Consider the following 15,349-nt stretch of genomic DNA (forward strand, 5'->3'; position numbering starts at 1 on the left):
ATGATGTGTATACTGACCGCCCCTTATAAATTTTTCCTTGACAACTCAAAACATCTATGAGTCACGATATACACATCTCCACACAAAAAGAGCCATGATTTTCACCACGACTCTCTGTCACACTTTATACATTCTCCCAACTAACCAAATCTCCCCTAACCCACATTTCATTACCCAGCGCATACCATGTGTAACCACCTTCACCAATCGTACTACCCCATGCTTGCCACGGCGTACCTCTCATAAGACGACCATTGTTACCCGCTGAATTGTTCACACCTGACTGGGTTGTCGGCTCCCTACGAACAAGCGCAGCATCAACGGTAACTGTTACAATACCTTTGTTACCCGTCACGTGTACAGGCTCACTAGACACCTCTCCTTTGTCCGTCCCATACCCATTATAGTTGTATTGCAAATGTGGACTATCAACAAACCCTTTCCAATCGCCACCCCATTCGAACCCGATTGACTTCGCATATCGCACAGCCTTCTGAATGTCATCACGGTAATAACCATCCCAAAACACTTCAGCTTCTCTTGCTGGTACAAAGTCCAGAGCCTGTCCTACAATGTGATAAGAACGCATGGTTTGTGACGCACCTGTTGCCACATTCTTTCTTTGCTGTTCGACTGTTCGGGTTGTCTCATAGATCAGTACCTCGATTCCATTATCCTGACAATATTGATACCATTTCATAGCAGCCGCACGTGTATGCGGTGCTAGTTTCTGTAAATTTTCTAGATTACGATTATGATAATACATATTGATTTCCACCTTTCATTTAAATGATATTTGAATTAAACGTTATAGTACTTATAGTGCGATACAAACACATCCGCTTCTTTTGCTCTTCCTGCTAAGTTCGGATGAACACCATCCGTAATCCCTAATACTGTTTCGGTATTTCGTGCAGAGAGTTGTACTTGACCATGACCGTAATCATAGAAGCTGTCTAAGTTCACATGTTGCGGAACTAAGTAAATGAATTCATTTTCACGCTTACCGAATAAGTCCATGTATTTTTGTGTTTTGTCTAATCGTTTTTTGAAAACATCAGGCGATCTATCCGCCGCTTCGAAATTGGTCATGAATATATAGATTTTGATGTTGGTATTATACGATTTTATAGATTGAATCATCGTTTCTAAGTTCGTGAAAGCTTCATCTCGGTACCCGTCATTTTGACCTAGGAACAATCCAACGAGTGTCACATCATTGAAACTAGGATTATTCCTCATGTAGTAAGCAAAATCAAAAGTCGAAGTACTCGGATTAAAGAATGAGTTTGTCATACCACCATATGATGCAGAACTCATATAAGTTGTTGTACTCCAGCTTGCTCTTCCTTCTGCATTGACTCCGTTTGCACCAGGCCTTGTCCCGTAAAAACTCATATTCGGTAACTGTTCCTTTACAAAATCAACATAGCTTTTTTGTAGGGAGTTATCCGTTAAGCTGTCACCGATGAAAATCGCTTTATCGTTTTTCGATACCGTACTGTCTGCTAACACATATAGAGTGAAATACTCATACGCTATTTCGGTTCCGTCTGCTGCTAACAGTTGTAACTTAACCGTATAAGGGTTTGCTGAAACTTGTCCCGCTGTTGGAATGAAACGAATATATTTATCTGTTACGATAAAGGTTAACCCACTCGCTGTTGCTGTCACATAATAATCTTTCGGGCGATTCACTTGAAAGATTTTATCAAAGTATAGATTGAACTCAATCCCAACACGAGCCATGTATTTCTTTAACAGGACGCTTTTATAACCAAATCCATATCGTTTTGTAAAAGGTAAATTACCAACTGTAAACGTAATATTCGCCTGTGCTGATGCAAGAGCCGTACTTGGAATACCAAAAAACTCTGATCCATCAGCATTCTTTCGTATAGTGGATTTGCGTAATGTTATTCGGTATGTTCCATCTCTAGTAAAATAGTATGTCTGTGTAACTCCTTCATAAACTGAAAATACTTGTTTGTACGTTCCATCGGGAGCAACGTAGTAGATAATACCAATATAATCATCGGTAAAGTCAATATAGGAACCTGCTTTTATATTTAAAGTAGATGGGGTACGTAGGTAGTTATTTGCTACTGCATTCACACCGTTCGTATCAAAAGTTCCCATTTCTAATGCAATAACTGAACGGTTTGTATTCCCATTCTTTAAAGAAATCATATTGTCATCTATACTTTTGTTGTAAGCAGCTTCGAGCATTGATTTCGTAACAGTACCATCAGGTAAAGTAATGCGACTATACAAGTTTTCTTGTTTTTTCACAGCATATGTTTTACTACCTGATCCATCCGCCCTGAAATTTACAGAAACAAATTTAGTTCCACTAGGTACTAAAACTTTAAAATCCGTAAACTGTTTTAATGATGATGGGGTAAGTAAACTTTGAATAGGATTCCCATTTGCATCATATCCAATTACAGCACTTGCTGTACCACTTGCTGAACCACAATAACCCGTAATAAAAATACTATCGTTTTCATTTACAGGGACTCTATAATAACAATCGTATCCCGCACTTGAATCCATACCGAAAGTTAGGTTAGCTACTTTTGATATATTTAAGTAGGAAACGTCTATAGGGTCGACGTTTAATAACATATTACCTTCTATGTTAGATAATCGTTCGTGAATGGTAGGATGGGTCACTCCGTTTTTATCGCCACGGGCTTGTGAAACCTCAGCATTCGCATTTCCACTTCCAATTACTAATTGATTCACTTGTGTTTGAATGCTATCTGCATAGCTTTTATCAGCTTTGAAATCAACAATTGTTTGATTGGCTTTTTTCGTTAATTCCGTATCAACGTAAGATTTATCAGCCTTTACAGTTACTTCTGATTGTGTAGCTTTCTTCGCTAACTCTGTATCTACGTAAGATTTTTCCGCTTTGTTTGTTACATCACTAGACAAAACTTCAATTTTATTTTCGTGTTCCACAACTTCTTTTACAACACTATATAAATCGTTTTTCACTAATGCCATATGCTACACCCCCAAAAATCGAACGGTATCTGTACCGCTTTTTCGTATTAGTTTCATTTTATAAGCCTTGCGAGGGAAGTCCGTTAACATCTCGCCGGGCTTTAATCGTATAGATCCATTCAATCCGTTATTTGACGAGTCAAGGGAATCGTCGTCGAAGTTTACATATAAATCGCTATCTCCTTCATTTTCTAGATAGATAATTTTAGAGATAGGATGTTCGAATGTAAGTGTGACAACGGATGTAGAAACGCTCGCATCATAGCTATGATGCCTTTGTTTGACAGGGTCATTCGTTACTTCGAGTGGTGGCATATCCGCAATCACAACTTGACCAATCACATTGCTACCCTTTGGTAATGGTGCACTAAATTTCTTAATCTCCCCATCATACCCACCGCTATCTATCGAAATAGAACCAGGCTTTACAAGAGTAGTAGGATTGAATTTGTCATAGAATGTAACAAGAATAAACGTAGCAACTTCATTCGAATCATTATAGATATTCACCCTTGTTGTCCCGAATAGTTTTGCAGAGAAGTTTTCTTTCCCCGCAGCCACATGCATTTCGTATTTCACGGCGTCAGGAATAACGGATAAACCTACATACAAATCAGTTTGCGATAGGTTGTTTATGTAAACATGGTTTGGTTTTGTATCAAAGAATACAACTTCTTTTGTTTCCTTTGGTTTAACCGTGACAGTTTGTTCCCGCCACGTAGGGTTTGTTGAATTGTCCATTTGTATCACCTCATTTTATGATTTGTTTCATTTCAGGGAAGGCATTCATAAAGAAGTACACACCACCGATTAAACATATGATAATCATTAACACTCGAAATATGCCGTTAAATAGGGAAGTCGCAATCCCCGCCTTGTCTCCGCCACTTGTTCCGCCAGTAGCACCGCCCACGGTTTGCAAGTCACCTAATGCACCGCTTGATGGTCTATCAATTAAGGTTTTGTCACCAACATACGTTTTACCCGCTTGGTGCTTCCCTTCTTGCCATCCCACATGCACATGATCATAGTGACCAGCAGTTTCATAGAGAACTTCTGTAAAGAGTCCTGTCTTTTTCGCCCACTCGGCAAATAGTTTCATTTGCCCCGCATTTCCCGCAAAGTCCATTGCCATGCCTTGGGAATGGCTATCGGGTTTCCCGCTCGGGCCCGTTGAACCCGCTCTGAATCCCGATGTTAAACGTAGACCCGTCCCTGTTGCTTTGTTGTAAGCATCTTGCAGCCGTTCATTTAATTTCAAACCTGTTGTCCCGCTCACGCCGTCACCTTCTTCACGGTTTGTTCTACTGATGGAAAAGCATTTGCGAATAACAGAAGCGCACCTATTACACAAAGGATAAACAAGAGACCACGTATGATAGCGCCGAATAACGGTGTCATAAACGAGCCTCCACCAGTGGAACCGCCCGACACGGCACCACCCGTAAAGGTGTAGGAGCCATCATCATATTTAGTAAGACCATTTGATTTAATGATCCCGATTAATTGGTTTGCATAATTCGGATCAGTCGCATATCCACCTGCTATAATTCCTCTAGCGAAATCCTCAACAGACTTTGCATTTTTTAAATGCTTTGCATAACGATCTGTTTGCAACAGTCTTGCATGGTCATTTAGTGATTCTGTATAGGAATTGTACGAGCGGAAATCTGAGACCCGATTCCCTCCCGCATCATATTCTTTTGACCACATATTCGCCGTACCAGCGGTTCCCTTTCCTTTGATTCCGAAAAGGTTTTTGTTGTTATAAGCGAGTCCTGATAAGCCCCCGGGATACTTCCCGCTTGATTCAAAAATGATTTGACCTAATATAATGGATGCAGGGATTCCTGTTTGTTTTTGGATTCGCTGCGCATCCGCAATAAAAGGTCTAACATCAGCAGCCATTATAAATCACCTAATCGTTTTAAATGTGCTTCCTGATCTGCTGTCTGTAATCCGTTGTTTTTACGGTACTCGATAACAGAGTTTGTACGCTCCATTTCCGTTTTTAATAACCCGCGGTCTTTACGGAATACTTCTAAACCTTCCTCATATGTTTTATTACTCTCCGCTTTTCCGCCGCTACCAATCGTCCATAACGGGTCATCAGCGTTTTTGATTGCTGATATTACGCCGCCACCTAACGAATCTTTTAAACTAGAAATACTGTCTCTCATCCAGTCTTGTTGCTGTCGGTTATAATCTTTCATGTCGGCGTCACGTTGTTTTAAAGCATCTGTAATACCCGTTGTGACCTCTTTAAACTTGTCACCCCATTCACTATTTAAATCTTTTACGGCTCCATTAATCATGGCATCCATTTGACCTGTTACGATGGATTGGAAATTGTCCATTCGTTGCGAGTCAGAAATAGGAATAGAGTTTTGCAGCGTCTCCACGGATTGCGGCTGCCGTGACTTTTGCATAAGCACGATCAGTACGACTAAACCTGCCCCACCAGCAAGAAATAACATTTTCTTATTCGCTTTCTTTTTAGAAGGGGAAGAGCCATGCCCGCCCCCAGCACCATTAACTGTTGTGATTTCCATTTCCTACACCCCCATAATGGCATCCCCAACTTGAAAGTCATCCGTGACAAACATGTCCGATTCGACTTTGTTAGGTTGCACTTTTTCGTATGGTAGATGTTTTGTAGAAGGTAAGACAAGTTTCGGTACTTTATTTTCATAGATTACCCGCACACCCATGGCTGCATGATGTTCTGCTTCCCCGACTCCTAGACGTGCATCTGGAATCTCGACCCGTTTTGAAAGTACTTGTAAGGCTTGCCCGTTTTGTATTCTACTTCGGTACTGTCCTTCTAACATGTCACATCCTCCTTATCTACCTTGTAATACTGTAATTCCTTTGATACTGTTACCAGCCACGGAATCAATAATTTGTGTTGTTTGTTTTGCGTTATTTAAAAATAAATACAAAGCAATTAACAACCCGACACCTGAAATAATTCCTAATACTCGACTCATTACTTGATCACCCCGTTTAACATATTTGTAAATTCATCAGCGTTTACTACTAGCATGGATGCGAGTACCAATAGCAAGAAACCATTTGTCACTCTTTCATTTGTGAACATAGATAAAAAGATGGTACCGACCATAAACGCAATAACGAACCCCAGTGACTCTGAAAACTGTTTTATTTGAACCACCCCGCAATATCGTTGAATAAGTCCTCCCAGCTATAACCCCATGTTCCTTTATCTTTGTAAGGACTTACGTCTTTTTTCTTATTTAATTTGTCTTTTATTTCTTCCAGCTTTTCTTTCTTTTTCGGGTCTTTTTCGTTTTTAATGAGTGGGTCCCATATAATATCACCCGCTTTTTTATCTGCCTCTTTTTGCGCTTTACGTGTGTCTGTTACCGTTTTTTTTACAGAGTCGGTTGCAGTGTCAAATACGGCTTGTCCCATGTCACCAAGTGTTGGTAAGTTAGGTGTCATCGCCTGTGCTAATTTAGACAGATACTTCTTTTCCCCGAATAGATCGTCAAAGACAAGCCAAACGAGAAGTAATGCTAATGTAAAGAATGTTAACCCTCTGTCCATTTACATCACGCCTTTTTCTTGATCACGAAAAACCATAAACAGAAAATCGCTACGACTAAAATTAATGTTTTACTCATTCACTTTTACCCCCGTTACTTTTTTCAATAGCGAGTTTTAAATCAGTCAACGCTCCTGTCATGGCTTGTGTATCTTTTGATTGTTTAATCATCATGAATAAAGCCGTAAAGATAGGGAAACCAAGGTTTCCGATTAACTGTGTTACTTGCGCAACGTCCATTGTTATCACACCTTTCCAAGTACAAACATGATAATGATTAATAAAACAATACCGAGCAGAATATTTTTATGACCACCTGTATTCTTTTCTTTTGCTGATTCTTCTGCAATTTTTTGGTCATCCACAAGCGCTTGTTGGTCTTCCGCTTCTGGAATGGTTCCATATGAAGTGTTTTCAAAACCCATATTCGGGTATAAATCTTTCATAAAGTGGTTTAATTCTCCAGCCATTTCTTACCCTCCTTATATAGAAGAAAAGGGGAAATCCCCTCTTCTTTTTAGCGTAGGCGTGACAAGTTCTCAGAAACAACAGTCACTTTCCCATCTTTTTGCGTGCTGAATCTCAGCCAAAACTCTGTTAATCGTTCTGTATCAATAAAGTCACGGCTACCACCTAAATTCGGAATGCCTTGATTCGTAAAGTCAAGTGCATACATTCCTTTTGGTAATGGGAAACCTAATTGACTGTGATTGATATGTGCCAGTATTTCGGGTTTGATGCTATACGGGATATCGGCTTGGTTAAACACCAGTTCAATGTTTCCTTGGAAGTCTTCATCCGCAAGTGGTTCTCCATTTTTGTCTTCAAAGAATAGAATTAACTTACGGTAAATCGTACCCGTGTTTAGCTTCACAATGTTTTGCCCATTACCCGCAAACGTATCTGATTTAGAAGACACTAATTTCAGTGTTGAAATATCAGGGAACGCTTCAGGGATTGGCGGGATATTAAATGATTCCATCATTGGAACAACTTTCATTGATTTAAATACGACTTCATCCGTATTTGTAGCATTTAATTTATAGGCATTTGCAAGTGTTGCAACGTCTACTGTTAACGTCACACTTGTTTCCGCATTTTGTAGTAACACAAGACCTACAGGGTCACGTGGGTTTAACGCTACAGGAAGTTCTACAGAGAATTTAATCTTTGCTTCTTTCCCTTCAGTTGTTGCTCCGTTCTCGATATAGTTCATACCACGAGATGTTTTACTTGGTAGTAATACATCGGGATTTAATCGTAATAAGTTATATTGCATAAGGTCACGACCACTCACGATAAACGGACTAAAACCGTTGTTGAGATCTAGTGACACACGTCGTAAAATAGTATATGGTGAGAAGTCGTGCGTTTGGATGACAGTCCCTTTACTCTTTAGAGTCGCTACGGCTTCTACATTTAAAATGATTTTTGATAAGAGACGTGCTTTTGGCAGGGTGAATTCCACCGTGCTATTTTCTTGCGTGACTTGCTGTGCTGGTAACATTTGATAGTTCTGTCTCGTTGCGGTACCGAACATTGCGGCACGTTGTTGTGCTGATAATTGTTGTTGAGCCATTATTTATAAGCCTCCTCAGTTACTTTTGATACAAACGGGATGTTTGCTTTTGATGCAATATTTTTCGTTAGGTAAATAAAGAACATCGTCATAAATGCTGTGACAATTGAACCAATCCACCATTTCGGACTAAATAAATTCATTTCCATTCCTCCTATACAGTTTGAATTACTTCACTAATACCTTTGATGGGATACTTTGTGAAAATTACTTTTGCTACCACAATAAATACAATGAATAAAAAGAAGATAGCTAGTATATTTTTCAGTCCAATCCCTGCAAATTTACCCTCCACCTAAACACCCCCTTTCATTGGTCATACTTTTAATGTTGCAAGTACGGGGTCTGTCCAGCCACGTTTGAAATACCAAAAGTTACGATAGCCCGGTAATTCCATGAATTTGTAACTACCCGTTGTCTCACATAACTTCTTACGATCTTGGGGTAAGTTTTGGTCAAAGACGAAAAAGTGGTCGCTGTTCCCCATTACAATGGAAGGAATGTCACTTGGACGTTGTGTACACGCCCATACAGTCGCTTCTTTTGAACGCCCTCGTGTCATCAAACCTTTGAGGTAAGGCGGGTATTTAAAAGGATTCGGGCATACTTCCATGAGTTCATCAATCCACAATTGTGTATTTTCTCTCCTGTACACCCATTGCATCAAGGCGTCATAGAACTCCATTTCTTGTTCCTGAAAGACAGGAGCATAAATGATTTTCTTTGTTTCCACACTGTCGATATCCGCTAAATGCTCAATGACCGTATAGTCACGCCCTTCTTTTAATCCACGCCATACAGGCTCTTTCTTTTTTCGTCTTTCGAATACTTCCCCTTTTGTATCAAGCTTGACTACATACTCATAGCCTGCTAGATATGATTCAGCAAGAAAGGATTTCCCCGTACCCGTTTGACCTGTAATAAATACGTGTTGGTCTGTTGGAATACGTTCCATGAAATCACCTACTCATTTTCGTCGTGACCATACTGGATATAGTCGATGTACTCACGTAAGCGTGACAAGGCTACATCAATGTTTCCATCAATGTCATGCTGTTCAGATTCCAGCACCTGACGGAATGAGTTGAGATAACTCCCCGCCAAAAGTCGTACTGTTGTTGGTAGGCTGTCCACCACTTGGTCTACTACCACTTGTAGTCTCTCCTGTTTGCTTCCCTTGTTCTCGTTCGGGATTTGTAGATTTCCTAGCATAATGCGTTCCCTCCTTCTTCGGTCTTGATGCTTTCCACATCATGAATTTTGGTACAAATATAGTAAATGCTGCCACGATTAAAGCAATGTGGTCGGCATATTCACCCATGACTTGTCCCACCCCATCATTCTTGGATAGGATGCTATAAAGTGGTGTTACAATTTGGTCTACTTCTTGTTCTGTCATAGCCCATACTTGCATACCTTCTCTTGCTGCTATGATCTGTGACGTTGTAAGAAGCAATACTTTTAATTGCGTTGCATCACCAACGGATGCGGGTGCTTTCTTTTTGGTGTTAGCTGCTGCACGTGATTTACGTTTTCGTGCGGCTGCTGCCTTTCGTTGTTCTTCCTTTTTGGCGTCCTCGGGTGACTTTTCACCATTTGGGACATCTACCATAACCAGCTTAGGAGACCCCGTTTCGGTTTTTCCTCTTCCTGTTCCTCTTCCTCCACCACTGGTGCTTCGGGTACCGGTACTTGTTGTTTTCCCTGTTCCTGTTCCTTCGGCTTGATTACTTCCTGTATTGTCGACATGAATGTCTTTGCCCATGCTGGTGCATCCTCCTCACTTTTTGATTTGCGTTTCGGTTTCGGTTTTTCTTCCTCCTCTTCCTCTTCCTCAATTTCCTCTTCTTCCTCGGGATCATCCTCTTCTTTCTTCTTTGCAAAGAATTGACCATCACCGAATCGTAACGGATAGGATTTCTTTTCTTCTACTACTTGTAATGAATCGGTCATCTCATAATCTCCCTTTCTACTTGTTTTTGTAAGTCATATAAAAAAGAATTGCTTTCATCTAGTTTCTTTTGTAGTAAAGCATTGCGTATGCGTAAATGTGCATTTTCATCTTGTAGTTTTATATTTTGTTTTAATAAGTCACAGTACAGTTTTGATATTCTTTGAAACATCTTGTACACTCCTTATTGCTTGATGTCCTCATTATAGACCAAACGTGTGTTTGGTGTAAGGCAACATACTTTCCAAAAATGTCACGCTTTTTGTTCCGTGACAAAAATAAAAAGACCAGCTATTCGCTAGTCTCTTCTTTAAACTCTTCACAGTATTCATTTTCTACGATCTCTTCTATTTCCATCATCGTTGCTATTAATTCATCATCCCACTTTGAAAGTTTCTTTAGCATTCGCCAACACTTTGCATCACGTTCTTCTGTCATTTCGCTTCCTCCTCTTTTAATTCATCTGCTATATTCTGTAACAAGCTCACAACGAAATCCGCACTTAATACCTTTTTCCCTTGTCCCATCTTTTCTTCCACATCTTTCAAAGCTTCCTCTACTGTCACAAGTTTTATGGCTCTAGTTCGGTTTTTCATTCTCACTATATACCCCTTCTGCTCTAATATTTCTAAATAGCGATGCACACTAGACGTACTAGATAATAAGGTACCGTCACAAATATCTCTAACACTTGGTGGAAAGTGATTTTCTTCAATATATATTTTGATATAATCATACACCTCTTGTTGTCTCACTGTTAACGGTCTAAAATCCATTATCCATTCCCCTTTACATATATGATAGTTGCTCAAATAACTGTCTCTTTGTCCACCCAGTTTGTTTACACCATTCATTTATATCAACACCGTCAATTGAAAAATAGTTATATCTCACACGTGCTGATAATTGTTTGTAGAATGCAAGAAATTTCTTTTGTGACTTTACAGGTGTTTTAATCTTACCTATTTGTATGACCTGTTCTTCTATACTACTAATGTCGTCATTGAATGACTCTACTTTATTTCTCCAATCATCAAATGCTCCGACGTTTATATCATCTTTCTTGTCTCCATAATCATGTCTTTCTAAAGGAGAGGTGGTATTCTTTTTATAATCAACGTGACGTTTTTGTTCCCTTGCAAAATTAATAGATTTCTTTGTTTCCATTAACTCGTTCATATCTATATCATTCTTAATTTTAGAAAGAAACTTTCTTACTTGTAAATTCGATTCATATACTTGTATTTGTTCAGCACCTTGTTTCACCTGATAATACCATTTTTTAAACTGTTGAAAATCAATGTCTTCCTTTATGATCTGTCTTGGTACACCCTTCATTTTCACAACTTCTTTTGTCTTACCATTGAATATAGTATTCTCAGCATACATCTTTGGTTGTAAATAGATTCCTTCTATTACTAATCCCTCTAGCTTCCACTTACCATATTCTTTATCGTCCACCATCTTTTCAGGTATTTGTACCGTACCAGCACAACTGTCAGTGTCACAGTAGCCTAGTATCCCTTTTTGATGCATATATCTAAGCCCTTTATACAATTCCATTCTAGCAAAGCTAGTAATATATGCTGAAAGATGCGGTTGTATATATTCTGCGTTGATTTCCCCTAGGTACTCAAGAAACTTAAAATCTAGTCCATTTCTTTTATACTCGATTGTATAAGGTTCGTACCCTTCACTTTCTAACTCATCCTTTGCATCGTAAGAAGCGTACATTAATCGTTCCCGCTGCATAGCAAATTTTCCATACAAGCTATTTTGAACGAGTTTTGCAAATGTACGCTTGGCACCCTCGCTATTTTTCTTAATCTCTTCAAATTGTAAGATAAAGTCACGGAAGACAGGAGCGGTCTTTTCAAAATACACTCCGCCTTCATAACTTTCAATAACGCATCCTTCTTTTTCAGCTAGTTCTAGTTCGGGATATGTCCATACACCTTCAATACGGCCTACTGGGAATATCAGTTTCCCCGTTGCATCTTTTTTCGGTAAGACAGGTATAAACATATCAGGAACATACACTTTAGCTTGTATAAACCCTGCTCCATATCTTCTTCGCTTCCATTGTTTATAATGTATTTCAATGTCCTCTCCGTTCTCCGCTATGATCGGAAAGCCTACAGGTAACTCAGCCATTTTCATTACATATGGATATAGGCTATTTACATCGTAGTGATACCCATTAAAAATTCTAGGTGTGAATACCTCCGTTCTACCTCCGTAATATCCCTGTCTTATAAAACGTTCTACATCGCGACCTAGTGGACTATAATAGTTAGTAGAAATAGCGGTCTTATAATCTTTCTTGTACTTCTCCTTAAATATACGTAACGACAAACTTGCCGTAGTAGGACATAACACAAAACTTTCTAGTTCTATCTTAGAAAGTTGTTGTACAATCTCTATTATTTTATAGAGAGCGATACAGTCCAATTTCATATATTCATTTAATAAAGGGTCGTCACGATCTACATTTTTGAAGAACTTCTCTTTAGACTTTCTTTCATTTAACTGTCCTTTCTTTTTTCCTTCCTCATAATATACCGCAAACCCATTTTCTTTTATGTAATCCATGATGTCCATTTTACCTTCTGCTTCTAATCCAAAATCCTTAGATAGTTTTTCTAGGCTAGATGGTAGTAATCGATAACTGTCATGTAGTATAATCTTGTTAGAGTGATATGTCACAATGTTCCCGTTGATAAATAAACAGTTTGAGAATTCGATGTCACTATGTTCTTCTAATTCGTTTATAATTTTAGATATGTCGAAATCTAAGTTATGGACGTATACGTGACATTCTTTATCTTTATATTTATCAAAGACGTCGGTAACGTCGGAATATTCATATCCTGTGTAGTATTGTTTTCCATCGTATAACCCGATACGAAACATGTTTCCTTCTAAACCGCGTGTTTCTGTATCCAGCGTAAAGATCTTGACCTCTTTACGCTTTTTTCTTTCTCTTGCAACCATTTTCCTTTTCCCTCCTACCATTCATTTGTATACCAATCCTCTTTCTTTGTTTCGAATATTTCTTTTAATCTATCAGCATTTTTATGAGCCTGTTCATACGGTAAAGAGTATAATCCTTTTATAATTTCCTTTAAATATTTGTCACGCTGCGTTGGGTCATATACACCTACCATAATAGAGTCAACAGCCTGTAACAAACGATTAAACTCAATTCCTTTACCATTATAAATTCGAATGTACTTTAATTTGTGCATTGCGGATGTTACCTTTCCAACTTCTTGCTCACGTACAATTCTTGTTTTCACTTCACCTAGATACAAAGGGGCAGGGTTATTAAGCCACCCTAATATAGAAGAAACTATTTCACTGTTTGTCCGTGTACCTTGTCTTCTCTTTAAATCATGTATGTATTTACTATCTGATTCTCCTGTTATATCTTTGTAAAAAATAAGCAATTTAAAAGGATTTCTTCTTTCAAGGAAATTCCCTTTTTCTCTCTCAATCGCTTCATCTAACTTTTTTCTTGTCTGATAATCACTAGAAGAAAGACCCCACATCTTCCCTTCACGGGCTAAACGTTGTTTTGCTAATCTTTGCTTCTCGTTATATTTCGCTTTCTTACCTGCTTGTATAAGAGATGTAGTATCAAACGTAATCTTGTTAATCTGTTTCTCTTTTATACCTTTTTTCTTCAATACGGTAACGATCTCTTTCTTATTACCCTTTGCTAAAATTTTAGACTCTCTTTTTGTATAACCAGCATTCTCGTATTTATATATTTTCTCTTTCTTCTCCGACTTCTTTCTACGTCTTTTGTTTGCCAAACTGTCACCTCCCCTCTGGTATACTGACCCTTTATATTATCCGCAAATACCTAGTCTCTTTTTCTCTAGTTGCTGTATAGCACTCTCAAACTCCTGTTTTGTAAATGTAACAGTGTGTGACTCTTCATCCAGCTTTTCTGTCACAATGATCATATCTTCTAACGATTTAAACTTTACTTCTCTTTCCTCAGTCACGAACTTAACCATATGAATTGCTTCCATTTGTCATTTTCCCCTTCCGCATCTGTGTATACAAAAAAGGTACACGATAATTGTTTTCATGTACCTTTTGTTTAAATCGCCGTAAATCTTACTCAGCAAGCTGTAATGTAAGAGTCTTGAACCCTTTACGTGTTTTAACCTCAACAGGTACAACTTTTAAAGCTGGTGTCCAAGGGGCTTGTCCTACAATAGAAATGATACGTTGCATAGAACCAACGATACCCTCAGAAATAGCGTGATAAGCTTTACCATCTTCTGCAATTAGTACAACACGTAATGCATTCACATCTTCTTTGGTAATGTCGTCTTGTAATGTAATCGCATGTGCAACCATATCAGTAATAGAAAGAACTTCACCTTTATGATCTGCTAAAGGATTCTCGGCCATATTAATAGCGTTATATACTTTTACCGCTGATTTTCTATCTTTTGCTTGAATAGATGAGAAGAATAATTGTTTATTACCTTCTGCTTCAAAAATAGATGGTGATACAGAATCAGCTTTTACAAAGTCTAATGCGGTTGTTTCCTCCACCACCGCAACAGCGTCGTGTTGACCTTCAATAACAGTATTCTTTTGTGTAGTATTGTTTTCCATCGATAAAACCTCCAATTAATTTGTTTTGTTTTCTTCCAAAAACCGTTTAACCTCGTTCTCAGGTATCATATACTGAACACCTATTTTATAGCCGCTCAATTTACCTGATTGTACGTAGCGTATAATTGTACGTTTATGAACGTTTAACAATTCAGCTACTTCTTTAGTAGAAAGTAGTTTTTCTAACTTTTCCATACCTTTCACCGCCCTTAATATATGTATGTATGTAACGAGTCGGTAACGTTATGGTATTGTTATTTCCATCGTAGGGTTGTTGTAACCCCGTGTCTATAATATAACACGTTGTCCCAAGTGTGACAATAGGTAAAATGAAAATATTTTTTAATGAATCTATTTTAACCGCACACGTGTTCGGTTATCTGATGAATAAAGTGTACCATAATTATACAAGGAAAATCAATCCAAGAAATATTGTAAAATATGACATTTGTGACCTCCCTCCGATCTCCCCTCCTCCCTCTTTTTCCTTATAATGAAGAAAAATTATGATAGGGGATAGGAGGGAAAATTATATCGTAAATCATAGATGTTTTGAGTTGTCAAGGAAAAATTTATAAGGGGCGGTCAGTATACACATCAT

General features: G+C 38.4%; 26 protein-coding genes. All 26 read right to left on the minus strand.

The genetic code is table 11. The features are described 5' to 3' along the window. Window positions 1–124: 124 nt before the first annotated feature. Window positions 125–589, minus strand: a complete 465-nt coding sequence (locus FOT98_RS33460; protein ID WP_390842897.1) for a M15 family metallopeptidase — start codon at window positions 587–589, stop codon at window positions 125–127. A 212-nt stretch (window positions 590–801) separates the two neighbouring features. Beyond that, window positions 802–3,012, minus strand: a complete 2,211-nt coding sequence (locus FOT98_RS18290) for an SGNH/GDSL hydrolase family protein (protein ID WP_144291101.1) — start codon at window positions 3,010–3,012, stop codon at window positions 802–804. A gap of 3 nt (window positions 3,013–3,015) precedes the next feature. Beyond that, a complete protein-coding gene (locus FOT98_RS18295; protein ID WP_144291102.1) occupies window positions 3,016–3,753 on the minus strand; it encodes a hypothetical protein in 738 nt (245 codons plus the stop codon). A gap of 10 nt (window positions 3,754–3,763) precedes the next feature. Beyond that, the gene (locus tag FOT98_RS18300) at window positions 3,764–4,291 is read right to left on the minus strand and encodes a hypothetical protein (RefSeq protein ID WP_144291103.1); all 528 of its coding nucleotides are present in this window, start codon (window positions 4,289–4,291) and stop codon (window positions 3,764–3,766) included. Continuing rightward, window positions 4,288–4,920, minus strand: coding sequence for a glycoside hydrolase family 73 protein (locus tag FOT98_RS18305; protein ID WP_144291104.1), 633 nt, complete (start codon window positions 4,918–4,920; stop codon window positions 4,288–4,290). The genes FOT98_RS18300 and FOT98_RS18305 overlap by 4 nt, the downstream gene beginning before the upstream one ends. Then, window positions 4,920–5,564, minus strand: a complete 645-nt coding sequence (locus FOT98_RS18310) for a hypothetical protein (protein WP_144291105.1) — start codon at window positions 5,562–5,564, stop codon at window positions 4,920–4,922. The genes FOT98_RS18305 and FOT98_RS18310 overlap by 1 nt, the downstream gene beginning before the upstream one ends. A 3-nt stretch (window positions 5,565–5,567) precedes the next feature. Beyond that, window positions 5,568–5,843 carry a hypothetical protein gene (locus FOT98_RS18315; RefSeq protein ID WP_144291106.1) on the minus strand — a complete coding sequence of 92 codons (276 nt, stop codon included), beginning with the start codon at window positions 5,841–5,843 and terminating at the stop codon, window positions 5,568–5,570. A gap of 12 nt (window positions 5,844–5,855) precedes the next feature. Continuing rightward, on the minus strand, window positions 5,856–6,002 hold the full coding sequence (locus FOT98_RS32430; protein WP_186292122.1) for a hypothetical protein: 147 nt from the start codon (window positions 6,000–6,002) through the stop codon (window positions 5,856–5,858). After that, window positions 6,002–6,187, minus strand: a complete 186-nt coding sequence (locus FOT98_RS18320) for a hypothetical protein (RefSeq protein WP_144291107.1) — start codon at window positions 6,185–6,187, stop codon at window positions 6,002–6,004. Before FOT98_RS18320 ends, FOT98_RS32430 begins: the two co-directional genes overlap by 1 nt. Beyond that, complete coding sequence (locus FOT98_RS18325) at window positions 6,175–6,582, minus strand: cytoplasmic protein (protein ID WP_260851098.1); 408 nt, start codon at window positions 6,580–6,582, stop codon at window positions 6,175–6,177. The genes FOT98_RS18320 and FOT98_RS18325 overlap by 13 nt, the downstream gene beginning before the upstream one ends. A gap of 73 nt (window positions 6,583–6,655) precedes the next feature. Further along, entirely contained in the window at window positions 6,656–6,820 is a 165-nt protein-coding gene (locus FOT98_RS32435) for a hypothetical protein (RefSeq protein ID WP_186292123.1), read from the minus strand. A 5-nt stretch (window positions 6,821–6,825) separates the two neighbouring features. Further along, on the minus strand, window positions 6,826–7,050 hold the full coding sequence (locus tag FOT98_RS18330) for a hypothetical protein (RefSeq protein WP_144291108.1): 225 nt from the start codon (window positions 7,048–7,050) through the stop codon (window positions 6,826–6,828). A 47-nt stretch (window positions 7,051–7,097) separates the two neighbouring features. Then, a complete protein-coding gene (locus FOT98_RS18335) occupies window positions 7,098–8,159 on the minus strand; it encodes a cytoplasmic protein (RefSeq protein ID WP_144291109.1) in 1,062 nt (353 codons plus the stop codon). Then, the gene (locus tag FOT98_RS32440; protein ID WP_186292129.1) at window positions 8,159–8,302 is read right to left on the minus strand and encodes a hypothetical protein; all 144 of its coding nucleotides are present in this window, start codon (window positions 8,300–8,302) and stop codon (window positions 8,159–8,161) included. Before FOT98_RS32440 ends, FOT98_RS18335 begins: the two co-directional genes overlap by 1 nt. Before the next feature lie 11 nt (window positions 8,303–8,313). Beyond that, window positions 8,314–8,454 (minus strand): hypothetical protein, encoded by a 141-nt coding sequence (locus FOT98_RS32445; RefSeq protein WP_186292124.1) that lies wholly within the window; start codon window positions 8,452–8,454, stop codon window positions 8,314–8,316. A 21-nt stretch (window positions 8,455–8,475) separates the two neighbouring features. Next, complete coding sequence (locus tag FOT98_RS18340; RefSeq protein ID WP_144291110.1) at window positions 8,476–9,114, minus strand: type IV secretory system conjugative DNA transfer family protein; 639 nt, start codon at window positions 9,112–9,114, stop codon at window positions 8,476–8,478. Window positions 9,115–9,216: 102 nt separating this feature from the next. Further along, on the minus strand, window positions 9,217–9,771 hold the full coding sequence (locus tag FOT98_RS32450) for a hypothetical protein (protein ID WP_186292125.1): 555 nt from the start codon (window positions 9,769–9,771) through the stop codon (window positions 9,217–9,219). Beyond that, window positions 9,765–10,112 (minus strand): hypothetical protein, encoded by a 348-nt coding sequence (locus FOT98_RS18350; protein ID WP_144291112.1) that lies wholly within the window; start codon window positions 10,110–10,112, stop codon window positions 9,765–9,767. The genes FOT98_RS32450 and FOT98_RS18350 overlap by 7 nt, the downstream gene beginning before the upstream one ends. Further along, window positions 10,109–10,282, minus strand: a complete 174-nt coding sequence (locus tag FOT98_RS32455; RefSeq protein ID WP_186292126.1) for a hypothetical protein — start codon at window positions 10,280–10,282, stop codon at window positions 10,109–10,111. Before FOT98_RS32455 ends, FOT98_RS18350 begins: the two co-directional genes overlap by 4 nt. A 119-nt stretch (window positions 10,283–10,401) precedes the next feature. After that, window positions 10,402–10,548, minus strand: a complete 147-nt coding sequence (locus tag FOT98_RS32460) for a hypothetical protein (RefSeq protein ID WP_186292127.1) — start codon at window positions 10,546–10,548, stop codon at window positions 10,402–10,404. Next, complete coding sequence (locus FOT98_RS18355) at window positions 10,545–10,886, minus strand: LexA family protein (RefSeq protein WP_186292128.1); 342 nt, start codon at window positions 10,884–10,886, stop codon at window positions 10,545–10,547. The genes FOT98_RS32460 and FOT98_RS18355 overlap by 4 nt, the downstream gene beginning before the upstream one ends. 13 nt (window positions 10,887–10,899) lie before the next feature. Next, on the minus strand, window positions 10,900–13,104 hold the full coding sequence (locus FOT98_RS18360) for a DNA polymerase (RefSeq protein WP_144291114.1): 2,205 nt from the start codon (window positions 13,102–13,104) through the stop codon (window positions 10,900–10,902). A gap of 14 nt (window positions 13,105–13,118) precedes the next feature. After that, entirely contained in the window at window positions 13,119–13,928 is an 810-nt protein-coding gene (locus tag FOT98_RS18365) for a hypothetical protein (protein WP_144291115.1), read from the minus strand. 36 nt (window positions 13,929–13,964) lie between these two features. After that, window positions 13,965–14,150: a hypothetical protein gene (locus FOT98_RS18370; protein WP_144291116.1), complete on the minus strand. Its 186-nt coding sequence runs from the start codon at window positions 14,148–14,150 to the stop codon at window positions 13,965–13,967. 88 nt (window positions 14,151–14,238) lie between these two features. Continuing rightward, window positions 14,239–14,748 carry a hypothetical protein gene (locus tag FOT98_RS18375; RefSeq protein ID WP_144291117.1) on the minus strand — a complete coding sequence of 170 codons (510 nt, stop codon included), beginning with the start codon at window positions 14,746–14,748 and terminating at the stop codon, window positions 14,239–14,241. A 15-nt stretch (window positions 14,749–14,763) separates the two neighbouring features. Beyond that, window positions 14,764–14,943, minus strand: a complete 180-nt coding sequence (locus FOT98_RS18380; RefSeq protein WP_144291118.1) for a helix-turn-helix domain-containing protein — start codon at window positions 14,941–14,943, stop codon at window positions 14,764–14,766. Window positions 14,944–15,349: the final 406 nt, after the last annotated feature.

The organism is Bacillus sp. HY001 (assembly GCF_007558965.1).
Classification (GTDB): Bacteria; Bacillota; Bacilli; order Bacillales; family Bacillaceae_G; genus Bacillus_A; species Bacillus_A mobilis.